Below are 17,222 nucleotides of genomic sequence, written 5' to 3'. Positions count from 1 at the left end.
TGAAAAGGGCTCAGGGATCGGGCGTAAACGCCACGAACGCTGTGCCCTTATAACTCAACATCCCGCGATCGCCCACGCTTAGCGCATGATATTGCGGCGCGTCGAGGCGAAACACCACCTCCAGCCCACCGTTTTCGGGGCGAAAGCTCGCTTCATAGCGCATCTCACTGCCTGCGGGCGTCACCGTCTGCTGCCGCGAGCGCCGATCGTTAATCACTTTTTCCCGTTTATTGCTGACGATAACCCGCTTTTGTAGCAACGGCGCGGCGTCATTCGCCTGTTTCTCACGCCGCTGCTGGACATAGCGAAACGAAGCCGCCACCACAATCACCGCGACGACCAGAACAAAAAAGAGGGGCATTTTACTCATCAAGGTTACCCATAAAAAATATCAGGAATCAGCATACTGCGTCGGGAATAACATTGTCATCTGCTACGCCAAACCACTACACTGAGTTGTAGCATCACGCATCCGTAACTTTCTTTATGATAACAGATACAGGGACTTACTATGCTTTGGTCATTTATTGCTGTCTGTTTCTCCGCATGGCTTTATGTCGATGCATCCTATCGTGGGCCGGCCTGGCGACGTTGGGTATTTAAACCTGTCACCCTGATTCTGTTGCTGTTACTGGCCTGGCAGGCGCCGATGTTCAATGCCATCAGCTATCTGGTGCTGGCCGGCCTGTGCGCCTCGCTGCTCGGCGACGCCCTGACCCTGCTGCCGCGCCAGCGGGTGATGTACGCGGTGGGCGCTTTCTTCCTGTCACATCTGCTGTATACCATCTGGTTCGCCAGCCAGCTGACGCTGTCGTTCTTCTGGCCGCTGCCGCTGGTGCTGCTGGTATTCGGCGCCCTGCTGATGGCGGTGATCTGGAGTCGGCTGGAAGAGATGAAAATGCCGGTGCTGACCTTTATTGGAATGACGCTGGTGATGGTCTGGCTGGCCGGTGAGCTGTGGTTTGCCCGCCCCACCAACACCGCGCTGTCCGGTTTCGCTGGCGCGGCCCTGCTGCTGCTGAGCAATGCCGTGTGGCTGGTGAGCCACTATCGTCGCCGCTTCCGCGCCGATAACGCCATTGCCGCCGCGTTCTACTTTGCCGGCCACTTCCTGATCGTGCGCGCGCTATACCTGTAATTTAGTCCTTGACTCTGGAGTCGACTCCAGAGTGTATCCTACGGCTAATGAGAAAATTATCATTTCCCGGAGGGTGCCATGTCGACTCCAGACGCGCAGGATAAAAAAGTCCCACAATTCTCGTCATTCACCATGCGGCCAGCGACCGCGCCGGCGGAGAGCTGCTGTACAGATCACGCCTGCGCCACAGAATCCGCCCCTGCCGCCGAAGCGCTCGACGACGCCCGCTATAGCTGGCAGGTTGATGGCATGGACTGCGCCGCCTGCGCCCGCAAGGTGGAAACCGCGGTTCGCCAGGTACCCGGCGTCAGTCAGGTCCAGGTGCTGTTCGCCACAGAAAAGCTGCTGGTTAACGCCGAGGGCGATATCCGCGCTCAGGTTGAGAACGCGGTCCGCCAGGCGGGCTATACGCTGCGCGATGCCGATGCTCCCGCAGCAGAGAAAACCCGAGGGTCGCTGCTGCGCGACAATCTGCCGTTACTGACGCTGGTTATCATGATGGCCCTGAGCTGGGGGCTGGAGCAGGCCAACCACCCCGCCGGTCAGTTGGCCTTTATTGCCACCACCCTGGTTGGCCTGTGGCCGGTTGCTCGCCAGGCGCTGCGCCTGATCAAAAGCGGGAGCTGGTTTGCCATTGAAACGCTGATGAGCGTCGCCGCCATCGGGGCGCTGTTTATCGGCGCCACTGCGGAAGCGGCGATGGTCCTGCTGCTGTTCCTGATCGGCGAGCGTCTCGAAGGCTGGGCCGCCAGCCGCGCACGGCAGGGGGTGAGCGCGCTGATGGCGCTGAAGCCCGACACCGCCATCCGTCTGCGCAACGGTGTGCGGGAAACCGTCGCCCAGCGCGACCTGCGTCCCGGAGATGTGATTGAAGTGGCCGCCGGCGGGCGTCTGCCGGCGGATGGCCAGCTGCTGTCGCCGTTTGCCAGCTTTGATGAAAGCGCCCTGACCGGCGAGTCGGTGCCGGTGGAGCGTCAGGCCGGGGAACGAGTCGCGACGGGCGCCACCAGCGTCGATCGCCTGGTGCAGCTTACCGTGATATCCGAACCGGGCGACAGCGCCATCGACCGCATCCTGAAGCTGATTGAAGAGGCAGAGGAACGTCGGGCGCCAATCGAGCGTTTTATCGATCGCTTCAGTCGGATCTACACCCCGGCCATTATGGTCGTAGCTTTGTTGGTCGCCATTGTCCCACCGCTGTTCTTCGCCAGTGCCTGGCTGCCGTGGATTTATAAAGGGCTGACGCTGCTGCTGATCGGCTGTCCGTGCGCGCTGGTCATCTCCACGCCGGCGGCCATCACCTCCGGCCTGGCGGTCGCCGCCCGCCGCGGGGCGCTAATCAAAGGCGGCGCGGCGCTGGAACAGCTGGGCCAGGTGCGGCAGGTGGCGTTCGATAAAACCGGCACTCTGACCGTCGGCCAGCCGCAGGTGACTTTGGTGATCGCCACGGCTGAGGTTGACGACAACGCGCTGCTGGCGCTGGCGGCGGCAGTGGAGCAAGGCTCCAGCCACCCGCTGGCGCAGGCCATCGTCCGTGAAGCACAGCGGCGTCAGCTGAGTATTCCGCTTGCCAGCGGCCAGCTGGCTCTGGCGGGCTCTGGTATCGAAGCCGAGGTGAACGGCAGCCGCATCTTGATCTGCGCCGCCAGCAAAGCCGCCCCGGCAGAGCATGAGGCGCAGATCCAGCAGCTGGAGAGCGCCGGGCAAACGGTAGTGCTGGTGATGCGCGGCGAGACGCTGCTCGGTATTCTGGCGCTGCGCGACACCCTGCGCGACGACGCGCGTCAGGCGGTGGATGCTCTGCATCAGTTGGGGGTTCAGGGGGTGATCCTTACCGGCGATAACCCGCGCGCCGCGGCAGCCATCGCCAGCGAACTGGGGCTGGAATTCCGCGCCGGTCTGCTGCCAGCGGACAAAGTGAAAGCCGTCATGGCGCTGAATGCCGATGCGCCGCTGGCGATGGTCGGGGACGGCATCAACGACGCCCCGGCGATGAAAGCGGCCACCATCGGCATCGCCATGGGCAGCGGCACCGATGTGGCGCTGGAGACGGCCGACGCCGCGCTGACCCATAACCGTCTGACCGGCCTGGCGCAGATGATTTCCCTGGCGCGCGCCACCCATGCCAATATTCGCCAGAACATCGCGATTGCCTTAGGGCTGAAGGGGATTTTCCTCGTCACCACCCTGCTCGGCCTGACCGGCCTGTGGCTGGCGGTGCTGGCGGATACCGGCGCCACTGTGCTGGTAACGGCTAACGCGCTGCGGTTATTGCGTAAGAAGTTGTAGCATAGATACCGGCTTCCCTGCTCGCGCTGCGCTTAGCAGGGCTACGGTTCCAGACCGTCGGGTAGCCCGGATAAGGCGCTACGCGCCGCCATCCGGGGTATTCCCTGCTCGCGCTACGCTTAGCATGGCTACGGTTCCAGACCGTCGGGTAGCCCGGATAAGGCGCTACGCGCCGCCATCCGGGATATTCCCTGCTCGCGCTGCGCTTAGCAGGGCTACGATTCCGGACCGTCGGGTAGCCCGGATAAGGCGCTACGCGCCGCCATCCGGAGTATTCCCTGCTCGCGCTGCGCTTAGCAGGGCTACGGTTCCAGACCGTCGGGTAGCCCGGATAAGGCGCTACGCGCCGCCATCCGGGAAAAGCTCAGTGGCTTTTGCGGATCAGATAGCGGTACGGCAGGGCTTCGGTTTCCTGGGCCACCAGCTCATGCTCCATAAAGCGGCAGAATCCCGGGATATCGCGGGTGGTGGCCGGATCGTCAGCAATAATCAGCAGCGTCTCGCCGACCGGCATCGTCCGCACGGTTTTACGCACCATCATGACCGGCTCCGGGCAACGGAGCCCCAGGGCATCCAGGGTATGGTCAGGAGTGGAGAAAAGTTCGCTCATTTTAGTCTCACGTTAACAAAACGGCCCTAGTTTACCCCCAGTTCGCCAGTACGCAAGCCAGGTTAACGTTTGCGCGAAAAACAACCATTGCATTACGCCGACAACGCAGTATCATGCAGCCGTTTTTTATTGGGTTCCCTCACCCCAACGTTCCGCTGCCGATTGCTCATTCACCTGAAGCATGACGGGCATAAAAAGGTCACAATATGAATCCGTTTACTACCGTACAGCGCAAAAAAGCGCTCGTCTGGCTTTCGCTATTTCATCTGCTGGTCATCACCTCCAGCAACTATCTGGTTCAGCTGCCGATCTCCATTTTTGGTTTCCATACCACCTGGGGCGCGTTTAGTTTTCCGTTTATCTTTCTCGCCACCGATCTGACGGTACGCATTTTTGGCGCACCGCTGGCGCGACGCATCATTTTCGCGGTGATGGTCCCGGCGCTGGTTATCTCTTACGGCATCTCCGCGCTGTTCTATATGGGCGAGTGGCAGGGCTTTGCCGCGCTGGGCACCTTTAATCTCTTCGTCGCGCGCATCGCCATCGCCAGCTTTATGGCCTATGCGCTGGGGCAGATCCTCGACGTCCACGTCTTCAACCGCCTGCGGCAGAGTCGCCACTGGTGGCTGGCCCCCACCGCTTCGACGCTGTTCGGCAACATCAGCGATACCGTCGCGTTTTTCTTTATCGCTTTCTGGCGCAGCCCGGACCCGTTTATGGCCGCCCACTGGGGGGAAATCGCCCTCGTCGACTACAGCTTTAAAGTGCTTATCAGCATTATTTTCTTCCTGCCGATGTACGGCGTGCTGTTAAATATGCTGTTGAAAAGACTGGCGGATAAATCTGATTTGTCGGCATTACAGCCGAGTTAAAGGTACTCGCGGGCCGATGTGTTAAGATAGCCGGATGAGCCATTAGTGGCCGTTTATCGAAAGGAAGATGTCAATGCGCAATTTGGTTAAATATGTCGGTATTGGCCTGCTGGTAATGGGGCTTGCCGCCTGCGATAACAGCGATTCAAAAGCGCCAACCGTTGGCGCAGCAGCGGAGAGCAATGCCAGCGGCCAGGCAATCAGCCTGCTGGATGGCAAACTGAGCTTCACCCTGCCTGCGGGCATGGCCGACCAGAGCGGCAAACTGGGTACCCAGGCGAACAACATGCACGTCTACTCTGACGCTACCGGCCAGAAAGCGGTCATCGTCATCGTCGGCGACAGCACCAATGAAGATCTGGCGGTACTGGCGAAACGACTGGAAGATCAGCAGCGTAGCCGCGACCCGCAGCTGCAGGTGGTGAGCAACAAATCGCTGGAGATGAAAGGCCATACCCTGCAGCAGCTGGACAGCATCATCTCTGCCAAGGGGCAGACCGCCTGGTCTTCAGTGATCCTCGGCAAAGTGGATGACAAACTGCTGACCCTGCAGGTGACCCTGCCGGCGGACAACCAGCAGCAGGCGCAGACCGAAGCAGAAAGCATCATCAACACCCTCACCATCCAGTAATTACTGGCCTGGTGCGATGGCCTCCGGTTCGCTAACCGGGGGCCGTTTTTTTAGCCGCCAGCCCAACAGCAGCGCCGCCATCACCAGCCCAGCCGCGGCGAGATAAATCATCGAGATCCCGGTCCACGCCATCAACAATCCGGCCAGCGGCCCGGTGACCCCCAACGACAAATCCATAAACACGGTATAGGTCGCCAGCGCCGACCCCTGATTGTGCTGCGGCACCGCTTTGACCGCCACCACCCCCAGCGCCGGGAAGACCAGCGAGAACCCCGCCCCGGTAAGGAAGGTGCCGATTTTCGCCAGCAACGGCGTATCGGCAAAGCCGACCAGCAGTAGTCCGATAATCTCCACGCTAAAGCAGAGCATCGCCACGTTCAGTCCACCGAGGCGATTAATGCCGTTAGGAAACAGCAGCCGCGTGCCAACGAACGCGCAGCTGAATAACGTCAGAGCGAAAGCCGCGCCGTCCCAGCCTTTGGCGTCATAAAACAGCGTGATAAAGGTGGCGATCACCCCGAAGCCGGCGGAGGCCAGCGCCAGCGCCATACCGTAGGGCCAGACCCGGCCAAGCACCGCGCGAAACGACATCGCTTTACCTTTGGTAGCCTTCACCGCCGCGCGGGGCAGCGCACAGAGGATCGCCACCAGCGCCACCGCCATAATGACTACCGCCAGGCCGCTGAGGCCAATGTGTGAATAGCACAGCACGCCGAGCGGCGCGCCCATCGCCATCGCCCCGTAGGTCACAATCCCGTTCCACGAGATCACCCGCCCGATATGCAGCGAACCGACCACGCCGACGCCCCACAGCGTCGAGCCTGTGCCGGCGAAGCTCTGGCCGATACCAAGGATCACCCGTCCGAGGCATAACAGCAGCAGGCTAACCAGAGGCCAGCCGCTGCTCCAGGCCGCCAACAGATAGCTCAAACCGCTCAAAAAACAGCCGCAGAGACCGAAGACGACAATCTTTTTAGGCCCCAGCAGGTCGGCATAGCGCCCGGCATGCGGGCGGCTGAGCAGCGTGGCGAAATATTGCAGACTAATCACCAGCCCGTCCCAGAAAGCGCTAAAGCCCATGACATCATGCACATAGCCGGGCAGCACCGCCAGCGGCAGGCCGATGGTGAGATAGCTGGCAAAGTTAAAGATAACGACAGAGACAATCCGCAGATTGAGGCGCAGTCCATTGAGCGCCGGCTCGGCGACGGGTTCGGGCATCAGGTTCCACCAGATTTCGACAATCAGCTTTCACTATTACCACGCTGTCGGCGGAAAAGCAGCCCTCCTTTCGGAATATTGGCAGTCGGCGAACCGCTACACTTATCTGGCGCGACTCATAAAAGGAATACCTATGTCCTCTCCGCAGGCTGATAAAGCCGGGCTCCATATTTTACTTAAGCTGGCAGCGTTAGTGATTATCCTCGCCGGGATCCACGCCGCCGCCGATATTCTGGTGCAGCTGCTGCTGGCGCTGTTTTTCGCTATTGTTCTCAACCCGCTGGTCACCTGGTTCATTCGCCGCGGGGTGCGGCGTCCGTTCGCCATTACCCTGGTGGTGACGGCGATGTTGGTGATGCTCACCGCGCTGCTTGGCGTACTGGCGGCGTCGCTCAATGACTTTGTCGCCATGCTCCCCGATTTCAACCGCGCCCTGACGCGCAAGATCCTCCAACTCCAGGAGTATCTCCCCTTCCTTAATCTGCATATCAATCCGGAGCGCATGCTGCGGCGCATGGATTCAGAACGGCTGATGACCTGGGCCACGACGCTAATGACCCAGCTTTCCGGGGCGATGGCCAGCATCGTGCTGCTGGTGATGACGGTGATCTTTATGCTGTTTGAGGTTCGCCACCTGCCCTACAAACTGCGTTTTGCCCTCAATAACCCGCGCCTGCATATCGCCGGCTTGCACCGGGCGCTGAAAGGCGTCACCCATTATCTGGCGCTGAAGACGCTGATTAGCCTGTGGACCGGGCTGATTGTCTGGCTGGGGCTGCTGGCGATGGGGGTACAGTTTGCCCTGATGTGGGGGGTGCTGGCGTTTCTGCTGAACTATGTGCCGAACATTGGCTCCGCTATCTCCGCTATCCCTCCGATGCTGCAGGCGCTGCTGTTTAGCGGCATTTATGAGTGCCTGTTGGTCGGGGCGCTGTTTCTGGTGGTGCATATGGTGCTGGGCAACATGGTGGAGCCGCGCATGATGGGCCATCGGCTGGGAATGTCGACCCTGGTGGTGTTCCTGTCGTTGCTGGTCTGGGGCTGGCTGCTGGGGCCGGTGGGGATGCTGCTCTCGGTACCGTTAACCAGCGTCTGTAAAATCTGGATGGAGACCACCGTCGGAGGCAGCAAGCTGGCGATCCTGCTCGGCCCGGGCCGTCCCAAAAGCCGGCTCCCCGGCTAGCGGCGTTTGACCGGCCAGAAGATGGTCAACACGCCGGCGACGATGATCGTCACGCCTAGCAGCGATTGCCAGTAGAACGGCTCATGCCAGCCGGGCAGCCAGATGGCGGCAGCCCACACGAGGATATAGCTCAGGCTCAGCAGGGCATACGCTTTCGACAGCGGCAGGCGATGCAGGGCAAAGTACCAGCAGACCATCGACAGCAGGTAGCCCAGCAGGCCGAAAAACAGGCCGAAGGTCCCGGGCTGGAAATGCAGCAGATGCTGGAGAAATGCCACAATATCGGTCAGCGGCGGCAAGGCCACCATGGCGCTGCGCAGCAGCAACTGCGCGGCGCTGACGAGGCCGACGCTGAATAATGCCCAGAGAAAGCCCATCAGACGCTGGTCCCCAGAATGACAATGCCCACGACGATCAACCCGACGCCAAGCCAGTGACGGCGAGCGACCGGCTCATGCCAGATGCCCCAGCCCGCGAGGGTAACCCAGACGAAATTCAGGCTCAGCATCGGATAGGCGATGCTGACCGGAATAGACTGCAGCACGCTCAGCCACAGCAGCATGCCGCAGCCCAGGCATAACAGCGCCATCCCCAGCCAGAAGAGTATATGGCGACTCCGCCGTCCGCGACGGGACGGGCGGGTCGCCTGTTTCTGGCAGAGTTGCCCGGCGCAGCTCAGCAGGCTGGCGAACACCAGACAGATCCAGACGCTCATTGCGGCAGATACTGAAGGAAGACCACCCGACCCAGCTCGTAGGCGTTATCTGGCTTCGGTAACGGTAAGTCAACCATACTCTCTCCTTTATCCATCAACAGCACCAGCGAGACCGGCCCCTGCTGACGGTGCGTGGCCAGCCAGTCGGCAAAACCGGCCTGGCTGACAAAGCTTCCCTGAGCATCCGGCCAGTCGAGACCGTACTTCAGCTCTCCCTGTTTGTCGAACATAATAATATCGCTGCGCTTCAGCTCCCAGGCCAGGCCGCCGGCGATCCCAACGTTGTTGGTCAGGACGTAACGGCTGGGCTGCAGGGATTCACTGACGATATCCACGAGGAACTGCGGCTGTTTGCTGTCGATAACCCGGTCCGGGATGGCGAAGCCCACCAGCAGCGCCAGGCCGAGCGGACAGAGCGCGGCGAGGCTCCAGCGGCGGCCAGGGTTTTTCATCGCCAGCCAGCCCATCAGCGCCCAGACGGCGAAGGCGATCGCCGCCAGCAGACATTTATACAGCTCAATCTTGGTCCACACCGGCTTGTGCATCACGCCCCAGGGTGAGACCACCAGCACGGCGATCAGCCCCAGCAGGCCAACGCCCAGGTTGATCATCCCGTTGATGCGCAGCGCTTTCGCGCCGGTCTTTGCGGCCTCCAGCGCGTAGCGGGCCATCAGAATCGACAGCGGCGCAAAGCACGGCAGGATATAGGTCGGCAGTTTGCCTTTGGCGATACTGAAGAACAGGAACGGCATCGCCACCCAACCCAGCAGATACAGCGCGCCGCGAGCCTCATCGCGCTCAAGCCAGCCGCGCTTCAGCGCCCCCGGCAGCAGGGCCAGCCACGGCAGGCTGCCGGCGATCAGGAACGGAATGTAGTACCAGAACGGCGCTTTGTGCTGGGCATCTTTTTCGGCAAAACGCTGAATATGCTCGACCCAGAAGAAGTAGCGCCAGAAGTCCGGCTCGCGCTGGGCGATAGCCAGCCCCCAGGGCAGCACCACCAGCGTACAGACGATCACCGCCAGCCAGCCGTAGGTCAGCACTTCACGCCAGCGTTTACGGGCGATCACCCACGGCAGCACGCCCACCACCGGCACCGCCAGCGCCAGGAAGCCCTTGGTCATCACCCCCATACCGCAGGCGACGCCCAGCAGCGCGTAGCCCAGTATTTTGCCGCTGCGGCTCTGCGCCTGCGCCGCGCCCCAGAAGCTGCACATCGCCAGCGCCAGCCACAGGGTGATCATCGGGTCCAGTACCGCATAGGTGCCAATCGCATACACCAGCATCGCGGTAAGGAAAATCACCGGCGACAGGACAGCCACCTTTTTGTCGCGAAAGACGCGCCACGCCAGCCAGGCCACCAGCAGGGCAGTCATGGTGATAGCGAAGACCGACCCAAAGCGTACGCCGAAGTTATTATGGCCAAACAGCCACTGACCGATACTGTTGATCCAGTAACCGGCAATCGGCTTTTCGAAGTAGCGCAATCCGAGAAAATGCGGCACCACCCAGTCACCGGTAGCCAGCATTTCACGGCTGATCTCCGCATAGCGGGTTTCATCGGGTTGCCAGAGCAAACGAAAATTAAGCGGCAGCAGGTAATACAGCGCAAACAGCGCAATCAGAGAGACGCCATAGCGAATGCTTTTCATCAAACACCCGAAGTCAGTAATTGTTCACGTCCGAGCCAGCCTTCCCGGCCAGCCAGTTCACCCCGAACCACTTTGCCAGACGGCAGCTCGCTAAAGTCAGCGGGCAGCAGCTGGCTCAGTGGGCAAAACTGAATTTCCTCTTCCGCCGCCATGGTCAGCAGTTCATTGAACTGATCGGCGTAAGCAATACCTTCCACTTCGGCGTGAATGGTATAGACCGGCACGCCCGGGTCGCGATGGATGCAGTCGAGCAGGTAGCGGTTAAAGCCGGCGATATCGACCGCCGTGCCCACCGCCTCATCCCAGGTCGGCAGCGTGACCGGGATCTGCACCGTACCAAACGTGCCGCTACCGAGCTGGGGCAGGAACGGCCGCGTGCCGCGACAGTCGCTGTTGTAGAGAAAATCGAAGGATTCTTTGGCTTTGACCACCCGCTGATCGGCGCGCCAGCCGGCGACAGCCGAACAGGTGACCGGCCGGCCGATGATGCGTTCCAGTTCGAGCAGGCCGCGCTCAACCTCCAGCGCCAGCCGTTCCTGCGGCCAGACGCCGCTCCACGCCTGCCAGCTGTAGTGATCCCAGGCGTGCAGCCCGACTTCATGAGACTCGGCGGCCGCGCGGATCACCGCTTCGTTCCCCGCGCCGATGCGGCGTCCCGGCCACGCGGTGCCAGCCAGCAGAATATCCCAGCCGTACAGCGAAGCCGCTCTGGAACGCAGCATCTTCCACAGAAACTTCGGTTTTACCAGGCGCCACAGATGGCGCCCCATATTGTCCGGCCCGACGCTGAAGAAGAAGCTTGCCTGGATCCCGTGCTGGCCCAGCAGGTCCAGCAGCCGCGGAACGCCGTCCCGCGTTCCGCGAAAGGTATCGACATCTATGCGTAAGCCGACCTGTTTCATGGATTTTTATCGTCCACCAGTTCAACTGTACGCAGGAAGAAGTCCAGCGTGTGTTCGACCGTTTCTTCCATCTCCACCTTCGGTTCCCAGTTCAGGCAGCGTTTGGCGTTGCGAATGCTCGGCTTACGATGCTCAACGTCCTGGTAGCCCTTCCCGTAGTAATCGCTGCTTTCCACTTCACGGAAGCCGGCAAACGGCGGGAAGCGATCGCGCAGCGGATGGCGTTCGAAGCAGGCGAGCAGCATTTCGGCCAGCTCTTTGATGCTCGCTTCGTTTTCCGGGTTGCCGATGTTGATGATCTGCCCGTCGCAGCGGCCGTCTTTGTTCTCGATGATGCGGAACAGCGCTTCGATACCGTCGCTGATATCGGTGAAGCAGCGCTTCTGCTTGCCGCCCTCGATGAGCTTGATCGGCGACCCTTCCACCAGGTTGAGGATCAGCTGGGTGATGGCGCGGGAACTACCGATACGCGCGGCGTTGAGGTTATCCAGGCGCGGTCCCATCCAGTTGAACGGACGGAACAGGGTGAACTTAAGATCGTACTTATCGCCGTAGGCCCAAATCACGCGGTCCAGCAGCTGTTTAGAAACCGAGTAGATCCAACGCTGTTTGTTGATCGGCCCGACCACCAGATTGGAGGTATCTTCGTCGAAGTTTTTGTCGGTGCACATGCCGTACACTTCAGAGGTCGACGGGAAGATGATGCGCTTATTGTATTTCACGCAATCGCGGATGATCTTCAGGTTCTCTTCGAAATCCAGCTCGAACACGCGCAGCGGGTTGCGGGTGTATTCGATAGGGGTGGCGATGGCCACCAGCGGCAACACCACGTCGCATTTCTTAATGTGATACTCGATCCACTCGGAGTGAATGCTGATATCGCCTTCCACGAAGTGGAAACGCGGGCTCTCAAGGAAACGGCTGATGGCGTCGGAGCCGATATCCAGGCCGTAAATTTCATAGTTGTCGTCCTGCAGCAGGCGCTCGGTCAAATGGTTACCGATAAAGCCATTGACGCCAAGGATCAGCACGCGGGTGCGACGCTTAATCGCCACCACCGGTTTGCTGCTGATCACCGCCCCGGACACCAGGCCTAGCGCCTGCGCCAGCTGAGCGCCTTGCATGTACACACCGCGTTCGGTCTGGCCGGTGACAATTTCCAGCGCCCCGTCCTGGCACGCCACGATCAGCGGCGCAACGGAGATAACGGTGCCCGGTTTGGCTGCCGGCAGATCGTGGCGGACGCGGGATTTCCAGACGATAAACTTGTTCGCGCCAGCGTAGCCGAAGGCGCCCGGCCACGGATCCGAGACGGCACGCACCAGATTGTGCAGGGTCTGCGCCGGCTGCTCCCAGTCGAGGCGGCCATCCTCCGGGGTACGACGCCCCACGTAGGTCGCCTGGCTGTGATCCTGCGGGCGCTCTGCGGTTTTTCCTTCAAGGATCGCCGGCAGCGCCTGGCCCAGCAGCTCAGTGGCGGCGGCGCACAGCTTACGATGCAGCGTCAGGGCCGCGTCATCCGGGCCAATCGCCACGGTTTGCTGGGCGACGATATCGCCGGCATCCGCGCGGTTCACCATGCGGTGCAGGGTGACGCCGGTTTCGCTTTCGCCATTGACCAGCACCCAGTTCAGCGGCGCACGGCCACGATATTTCGGCAGCAGCGAACCGTGCAGGTTGAACGCCCCTTTCGGCGCCAGATTGAGGATCTCATCGCCCAGCAGGTTGCGGTAGTAGAAGGAGAACAGCACGTCCGGCTTCATCTCGCGGATACGCTCAATCCACAGCGGATGGTTCACGTCTTCCGGCGCCCACACTGGAATGCCCTGCTCGGCGGCAAGGCGCGCCACGGAGCCAAAGAAATGGTTTTCGCCAGGGTTATCCGGGTGGGTGAAAATAGCAGCGATATCATACCCGGCGTCCAGCAGGGACTGGATACCGGTGCAGCCCATATCGTGATAAGCGAAGACTACGGCTTTCATGAACGATCTTCCTCTTTAGATGCCGTTTCCGGCTGGCGAACAACACGTTGAATAAAGTAGCGGGGACGAGCGCGAACGTCGTTATAGATGCGTCCGATATACTCGCCGAGCAGGCCCATACCGATAAACTGGGCGCCGATGAACATAAACAGCACGGCGAAGAGCATGAACACCCCTTCTGCCGCCCACTGCGGCCCAAAGGCCAGGCGCAGCACCACCAGCAGCAGGCCGAAGGCGAAGCCCAGCAGGGCAATCACGCTGCCGAAAATGCTGAGCAGACGCAGCGGCGTGGTGGTCAGACAGGTCACCAGGTCGTACATCAGGTTGATCAGGCGCATGAAGCTGTATTTGGAGTCGCCGAATTCGCGCTCGGCATGCATCACCGGGATCTCGACCGCGCGACGGGCGAAGGTATTCGCCAGGATCGGGATAAAGGTGCTGCGCTCGTGGCAGTTGAGCATCGCGTCGATAATATGGCGGCGGTAAGCGCGCAGCATGCAGCCGTAGTCGCCCATCGCTTTGCCGGTGGTGCGCTGGATCAGGCGGTTGATCATCTTCGAGGCGCTTTTGCGGAAGATGCTGTCCTGACGGTTCTGGCGGACGGTGCCCACCACGTCGTAGCCTTCATCAGCCTTCTCTACTAACCGCGGAATTTCCTCCGGTGGGTTTTGCAGATCGGCATCAAGGGTAATAATCAGATCGCCCGTCACATGGCTAAAGCCGGCCATGATCGCCGAGTGCTGGCCGTAGTTACGGTTTAACAGCACGGCGACGACGTGACTGCCTTCCGCCTCGGCGGCTTCGGTCAGCATGCGCGCAGAATCGTCGCTGCTGCCATCGTCGATCAGCAGAATTTCATATTGCCGCCCCAGCGTGGCGCAGGCGGTATCCGTACGACGAAGCAGTTCCGGCAGACTATCCTGTTCGTTATAAACCGGGATAACCACCGAGACCTTCTTCACGGGAGGGTAAGTAAGCATATCAACGTCCTGACAGCTGGCGCAGTGCGGAAATGACGCGAGTGACATCGTCATCGGTCATGTCCGGGAACAACGGGAGAGAACAGATGCGGGCGCTGTTCCATTCGGTATTTGGCAGGGAAACCTCAGGGAAGCGCTCGCGGTAATATTTTTGCGTATGAGCCGCACGGAAATGCAGACCCGTGCCGATACCCATCGCCTTCAGCTTTTCCATCAGCGCGTCGCGGCTGATGCCGCATGCGGCCTCATCGACGCGGATGATAAACAAGTGCCAGGCGTGCTGGTGATCCCATGCCGGGACGGTCAGCGGTTTAAACGGCGTGTCCGCCAGCTCGCGCAGGTAGCGCTGGGCAATCTCCGTCCGGCGCTGATTGGCGTGGCTCAGTTTTTCCAGCTGGACCAGCGCCAGAGCGGCGTTGATATCGGCAAGGTTGTACTTGAAGCCCGGGGTGATCACCTCCGCCTGCGGCGCGCGGCCGTGGGTCTGACGATCATAGGCGTCCACGCCCAGACCATGGAATTTCAGACTGCGGATACGGGAGGCCAGCTCGTCGTCGTCGGTGACAATCAGCCCGCCTTCGGCGCAGGTCATGTTCTTGATCGCGTGGAACGAGAAAATGGCGGTCCCCTGCCAGCCAATGTGGCGGCCTTTATAATGGGTACCCGCCGCATGGGCGGCATCTTCAATCACCGGAATGCCGTGGCGCTCGCCCACCGCGCGAATGGCGTCGATGTCGGCTGGCGCGCCCGCGTAGTGCACGGGAATTATCGCTTTGGTACGCGAAGTGATCGCCGCTTCCACCGCGTCAGGGGTAATCATCAGATTGTCGTTATCGACATCGATCATCACCGGCGTAGCGCCCAGCAGGCAGATCATATTGAGAGTGGAGACCCAGGTCTGGGACGGCGTAATGACTTCATCGCCGGGGCCAATACCCAGCGCCATCAGGGTCACATGCATCCCGCCGGTCGCTGAACTGACGGCAATCGCGTGGCGGTTGCCGGTCAGCTGGCAGAATGCCGCTTCGAGTGCCTGATTCTTCGGTCCGGTGGTGATCCAGCCCGACGCTAAAACTTCACGCAGCGCAGCCAGCTCTGCGTCGCCCATCGACGGGCGCGAAAACGGCAAAAAATCGCTCATCATCATCCTGTTCTGTAGTTGACCCACGCACAAATCAGGGTCGTTAGAATAAAATATCCTGCGCCTGCGGACTTAAACGAAATTAAAATGAAGTGAGTTCAGCGCGGCATTCCATTTCAGGGTATTTCGACCACTATTAATGTAGTCGACCTTGCTTAGGATAATATTAAGAAATTAATATTTTCTCAGAATAAGTAATAACTCATTACTAAACAGTATGATAGGAATTTTTTATGGCAGGGGTATGACAGGAAAGCGTTCCTGTTAAGCGGCAAGAAACAGGAACGCAATAGCAAAAAGTAAACGGGAATTAAACCAATACACAATACTTTAATTAGCGATCGTCACGCTTAATGACAAAATGTTAGCGCAGATCACAAAGTTATTTCTGCTGAATTACAAGTTTGCAGGAAAATCCGCAGGTAATTCGCTCGCCGGGCAATTAATGACCTCGTCATTATCGGCGCCACAGTCGCGAATGAAGGTGATAGTGGCGAACTCGTCAATCACTTCCGTTGGATAGGCCGGGCCGGCATCACGGTACGAATTCATCAGCGGAATATGGTCGTTCTGGAAGCAGACGGTTTTTTCCGGGTTATTCATGATCCAGCGCGGGAAGAAAATGGTGCCGTGGAACAGTTTGTCGCCCAGGTTGACGATCAGGCTGACGTCGGTGCCGGTCGGTTCGGTCCAGGAGATTTTGTAGATACTTTCCCCCACCCGCACGATGTACGCTTCCTGATCTTTCACCCAGCGATTGCCGACGATGCCGCTGTGAATACGGTAGTCGAGGGTGTGGCCATTTTTGACGTAAATCTCGTAGTTCCAGCCGTTGTCGTAGGTATAGACCAGATGTTTACCGATAAAGCCGCTGAGGTCATGTTTGTCGAAAGTGCTCATCATTTATTCTCCTCTGTTTTGTTGAGGACAGCATACGTCTTTAAAAAATGAATGAATAACGCTATGTTTGGATTAAATACATCCAAATTTTAGATTGATTATGCACAAGACAACCCTGGAGCAATGGGCGTTACTCGAAAAGGTAGTGGAATTGGGGAGCTTTGCCAGAGCGGCGGAGGAGACCAACCGCAGTCAGTCTTCGGTGAGCTATAACCTCGCGCTGCTGCAGGAGCGCTTAGGCGTGGCGCTGCTGGCGCCGTCCGGCCGGCGGGCGGTGCTGACCCCGGCCGGCGAACTGCTGCTAAATCAGGTCAAACCGCTGCTGCAGGCCTTCGCCTACGTCGAGACCCACGCCGCCACCTTACGCAACGGGGCGCGTACCCGCCTGGATCTGGTGGTCGACAGCATTTTCCCTCGTCAGCGACTATTCGCCATTCTGCGCCAGTTTCAGCAGCGCTATCCGCAGACCCAGGTCAGACTCACCGAAGTGCTGGAAAACGTTGATGACGAGAGCGCGGCGCGGACGGAAGCTGATGTGATGGTGCTGACCCGCCGCCAGGATATTACCGGCCGCGGAGAGTGGCTGATGAATATTGATTTTATCGCCGTCGCCCACCGCGACCACCCTCTCGCCACGCTCGACGGGCCGCTGGAGGACAGCACGCTGGCGCCGTGGCCGCTGGTGCGCATTGCCGATCAGACCGGCGATGGTCAGGCGACGCGTGACGCCTGGACCTTCTCCACCATTGACGCCGCCATTGATGCGGTGATGTATCAGGTCGGGTTCGGCTGGCTGCCGGAAGAGCGCATTCGCCCCCATCTCGACCAGGGCGTGCTGAAGCGGCTGCCCCTCAGCCACGGCGCGCGCCGCGCGACGCCGCTGCACCTGATCGTTAAGCGGGACCTGGCGCCGATCGACGAGCAGGTAGCCACGCTGCTGGGCTTATTCCGGGCGCCCTGAGAAGCGCAGGCGGTGTTTACCGCCCGCGTATAATGATACGATTTT

The 17,222-nt window shown here is 60.0% G+C and carries 17 protein-coding genes; 6 read left to right on the top strand and 11 right to left on the bottom strand.

Features of this window, described 5'->3' with window-relative positions; genetic code table 11:
• Nucleotides 1-10: 10 nt before the first annotated feature.
• Nucleotides 11-361 carry a DUF2500 domain-containing protein gene (locus AS136_RS09130; protein WP_004173989.1) on the bottom strand — a complete coding sequence of 117 codons (351 nt, stop codon included), beginning with the start codon at nt 359-361 and terminating at the stop codon, nt 11-13.
• A gap of 150 nt (nt 362-511) precedes the next feature.
• On the opposite strand from AS136_RS09130, the gene AS136_RS09125 reads away from it, so the two are divergent.
• Together AS136_RS09125 and zntA are read left to right on the top strand one after the other, a co-directional pair.
• A complete protein-coding gene (locus AS136_RS09125) occupies nt 512-1,138 on the top strand; it encodes a lysoplasmalogenase (RefSeq protein WP_004173987.1) in 627 nt (208 codons plus the stop codon).
• A 78-nt stretch (nt 1,139-1,216) separates the two neighbouring features.
• The gene (gene zntA / locus AS136_RS09120) at nt 1,217-3,427 is read left to right on the top strand and encodes a Zn(II)/Cd(II)/Pb(II) translocating P-type ATPase ZntA (RefSeq protein ID WP_023323357.1); all 2,211 of its coding nucleotides are present in this window, start codon (nt 1,217-1,219) and stop codon (nt 3,425-3,427) included.
• A 364-nt stretch (nt 3,428-3,791) separates the two neighbouring features.
• Here zntA and tusA read toward each other — a convergent pair whose 3' ends face one another.
• Nucleotides 3,792-4,037 (bottom strand): sulfurtransferase TusA, encoded by a 246-nt coding sequence (tusA, locus tag AS136_RS09115; protein WP_002920858.1) that lies wholly within the window; start codon nt 4,035-4,037, stop codon nt 3,792-3,794.
• 206 nt (nt 4,038-4,243) lie between these two features.
• Between tusA and AS136_RS09110 the strand changes: the two genes are divergently transcribed.
• Both AS136_RS09110 and AS136_RS09105 read left to right on the top strand, forming a co-directional pair.
• Complete coding sequence (locus AS136_RS09110; RefSeq protein ID WP_008806961.1) at nt 4,244-4,909, top strand: 7-cyano-7-deazaguanine/7-aminomethyl-7-deazaguanine transporter; 666 nt, start codon at nt 4,244-4,246, stop codon at nt 4,907-4,909.
• Nucleotides 4,910-4,982: 73 nt separating this feature from the next.
• Nucleotides 4,983-5,540, top strand: a complete 558-nt coding sequence (locus AS136_RS09105) for a DcrB family lipoprotein (RefSeq protein WP_012540380.1) — start codon at nt 4,983-4,985, stop codon at nt 5,538-5,540.
• Here the strand turns inward: AS136_RS09105 and AS136_RS09100 are convergent, their stop codons facing one another.
• Nucleotides 5,541-6,761 (bottom strand): MFS transporter, encoded by a 1,221-nt coding sequence (locus AS136_RS09100; protein ID WP_063266754.1) that lies wholly within the window; start codon nt 6,759-6,761, stop codon nt 5,541-5,543.
• A 133-nt stretch (nt 6,762-6,894) separates the two neighbouring features.
• Between AS136_RS09100 and AS136_RS09095 the strand changes: the two genes are divergently transcribed.
• Nucleotides 6,895-7,944 carry an AI-2E family transporter gene (locus AS136_RS09095; protein WP_008806958.1) on the top strand — a complete coding sequence of 350 codons (1,050 nt, stop codon included), beginning with the start codon at nt 6,895-6,897 and terminating at the stop codon, nt 7,942-7,944.
• Here AS136_RS09095 and arnF read toward each other — a convergent pair.
• From arnF to AS136_RS09055, 8 genes are all read right to left on the bottom strand, one after another.
• On the bottom strand, nt 7,941-8,321 hold the full coding sequence (gene arnF, locus AS136_RS09090; protein WP_008806957.1) for a 4-amino-4-deoxy-L-arabinose-phosphoundecaprenol flippase subunit ArnF: 381 nt from the start codon (nt 8,319-8,321) through the stop codon (nt 7,941-7,943). The genes AS136_RS09095 and arnF overlap by 4 nt on opposite strands.
• Complete coding sequence (gene arnE / locus AS136_RS09085; RefSeq protein WP_008806956.1) at nt 8,321-8,659, bottom strand: 4-amino-4-deoxy-L-arabinose-phosphoundecaprenol flippase subunit ArnE; 339 nt, start codon at nt 8,657-8,659, stop codon at nt 8,321-8,323. The genes arnF and arnE overlap by 1 nt, the downstream gene beginning before the upstream one ends.
• Nucleotides 8,656-10,311, bottom strand: a complete 1,656-nt coding sequence (gene arnT, locus AS136_RS09080; RefSeq protein ID WP_008806955.1) for a lipid IV(A) 4-amino-4-deoxy-L-arabinosyltransferase — start codon at nt 10,309-10,311, stop codon at nt 8,656-8,658. The genes arnE and arnT overlap by 4 nt, the downstream gene beginning before the upstream one ends.
• Entirely contained in the window at nt 10,311-11,213 is a 903-nt protein-coding gene (arnD, locus tag AS136_RS09075) for a 4-deoxy-4-formamido-L-arabinose-phosphoundecaprenol deformylase (protein WP_008806954.1), read from the bottom strand. Before arnD ends, arnT begins: the two co-directional genes overlap by 1 nt.
• Nucleotides 11,210-13,195 carry a bifunctional UDP-4-amino-4-deoxy-L-arabinose formyltransferase/UDP-glucuronic acid oxidase ArnA gene (arnA, locus tag AS136_RS09070; protein WP_008806953.1) on the bottom strand — a complete coding sequence of 662 codons (1,986 nt, stop codon included), beginning with the start codon at nt 13,193-13,195 and terminating at the stop codon, nt 11,210-11,212. The genes arnD and arnA overlap by 4 nt, the downstream gene beginning before the upstream one ends.
• Entirely contained in the window at nt 13,192-14,175 is a 984-nt protein-coding gene (gene arnC / locus AS136_RS09065) for an undecaprenyl-phosphate 4-deoxy-4-formamido-L-arabinose transferase (protein ID WP_008806952.1), read from the bottom strand. The genes arnA and arnC overlap by 4 nt, the downstream gene beginning before the upstream one ends.
• 1 nt (nt 14,176) lies before the next feature.
• Entirely contained in the window at nt 14,177-15,316 is a 1,140-nt protein-coding gene (gene arnB / locus AS136_RS09060; RefSeq protein WP_012540377.1) for a UDP-4-amino-4-deoxy-L-arabinose aminotransferase, read from the bottom strand.
• Between the two features lie 396 nt (nt 15,317-15,712).
• The gene (locus AS136_RS09055) at nt 15,713-16,219 is read right to left on the bottom strand and encodes a phenolic acid decarboxylase (protein ID WP_012540376.1); all 507 of its coding nucleotides are present in this window, start codon (nt 16,217-16,219) and stop codon (nt 15,713-15,715) included.
• Between the two features lie 97 nt (nt 16,220-16,316).
• Here AS136_RS09055 and AS136_RS09050 point away from each other — a divergent pair, with 97 nt between their 5' ends.
• Nucleotides 16,317-17,177 carry a LysR family transcriptional regulator gene (locus tag AS136_RS09050; RefSeq protein WP_008806950.1) on the top strand — a complete coding sequence of 287 codons (861 nt, stop codon included), beginning with the start codon at nt 16,317-16,319 and terminating at the stop codon, nt 17,175-17,177.
• Nucleotides 17,178-17,222: the final 45 nt, after the last annotated feature.

The sequence above is a fragment of the Klebsiella sp. D5A genome, assembly GCF_001620885.1.
GTDB classification, from domain to species: Bacteria; Pseudomonadota; Gammaproteobacteria; order Enterobacterales; family Enterobacteriaceae; genus Klebsiella; species Klebsiella variicola.
Note: the sequence above shows the minus strand (reverse complement) of the source record. Positions and strands in the feature narration are given on the sequence as shown.

Excerpts from the sequence above, each read along its gene's own strand:
- AS136_RS09100 (WP_063266754.1), bottom strand. The coding sequence starts at position 6,761 with ATGCCCGAACCCGTCGCCGAGCCGGCGCTCAATGGACTGCGCCTCAAT.
- AS136_RS09095 (WP_008806958.1), top strand. The coding sequence starts at position 6,895 with ATGTCCTCTCCGCAGGCTGATAAAGCCGGGCTCCATATTTTACTTAAG.
- arnE (WP_008806956.1), bottom strand. The coding sequence starts at position 8,659 with ATGAGCGTCTGGATCTGTCTGGTGTTCGCCAGCCTGCTGAGCTGCGCC.
- AS136_RS09110 (WP_008806961.1), top strand. The coding sequence starts at position 4,244 with ATGAATCCGTTTACTACCGTACAGCGCAAAAAAGCGCTCGTCTGGCTT.
- arnB (WP_012540377.1), bottom strand. The coding sequence starts at position 15,316 with ATGAGCGATTTTTTGCCGTTTTCGCGCCCGTCGATGGGCGACGCAGAG.
- zntA (WP_023323357.1), top strand. The coding sequence starts at position 1,217 with ATGTCGACTCCAGACGCGCAGGATAAAAAAGTCCCACAATTCTCGTCA.
- tusA (WP_002920858.1), bottom strand. The coding sequence starts at position 4,037 with ATGAGCGAACTTTTCTCCACTCCTGACCATACCCTGGATGCCCTGGGG.
- arnF (WP_008806957.1), bottom strand. The coding sequence starts at position 8,321 with ATGGGCTTTCTCTGGGCATTATTCAGCGTCGGCCTCGTCAGCGCCGCG.
- AS136_RS09130 (WP_004173989.1), bottom strand. The coding sequence starts at position 361 with ATGCCCCTCTTTTTTGTTCTGGTCGTCGCGGTGATTGTGGTGGCGGCT.
- arnC (WP_008806952.1), bottom strand. The coding sequence starts at position 14,175 with ATGCTTACTTACCCTCCCGTGAAGAAGGTCTCGGTGGTTATCCCGGTT.
- AS136_RS09125 (WP_004173987.1), top strand. The coding sequence starts at position 512 with ATGCTTTGGTCATTTATTGCTGTCTGTTTCTCCGCATGGCTTTATGTC.
- arnD (WP_008806954.1), bottom strand. The coding sequence starts at position 11,213 with ATGAAACAGGTCGGCTTACGCATAGATGTCGATACCTTTCGCGGAACG.
- AS136_RS09055 (WP_012540376.1), bottom strand. The coding sequence starts at position 16,219 with ATGATGAGCACTTTCGACAAACATGACCTCAGCGGCTTTATCGGTAAA.
- arnA (WP_008806953.1), bottom strand. The coding sequence starts at position 13,195 with ATGAAAGCCGTAGTCTTCGCTTATCACGATATGGGCTGCACCGGTATC.
- AS136_RS09105 (WP_012540380.1), top strand. The coding sequence starts at position 4,983 with ATGCGCAATTTGGTTAAATATGTCGGTATTGGCCTGCTGGTAATGGGG.
- arnT (WP_008806955.1), bottom strand. The coding sequence starts at position 10,311 with ATGAAAAGCATTCGCTATGGCGTCTCTCTGATTGCGCTGTTTGCGCTG.
- AS136_RS09050 (WP_008806950.1), top strand. The coding sequence starts at position 16,317 with ATGCACAAGACAACCCTGGAGCAATGGGCGTTACTCGAAAAGGTAGTG.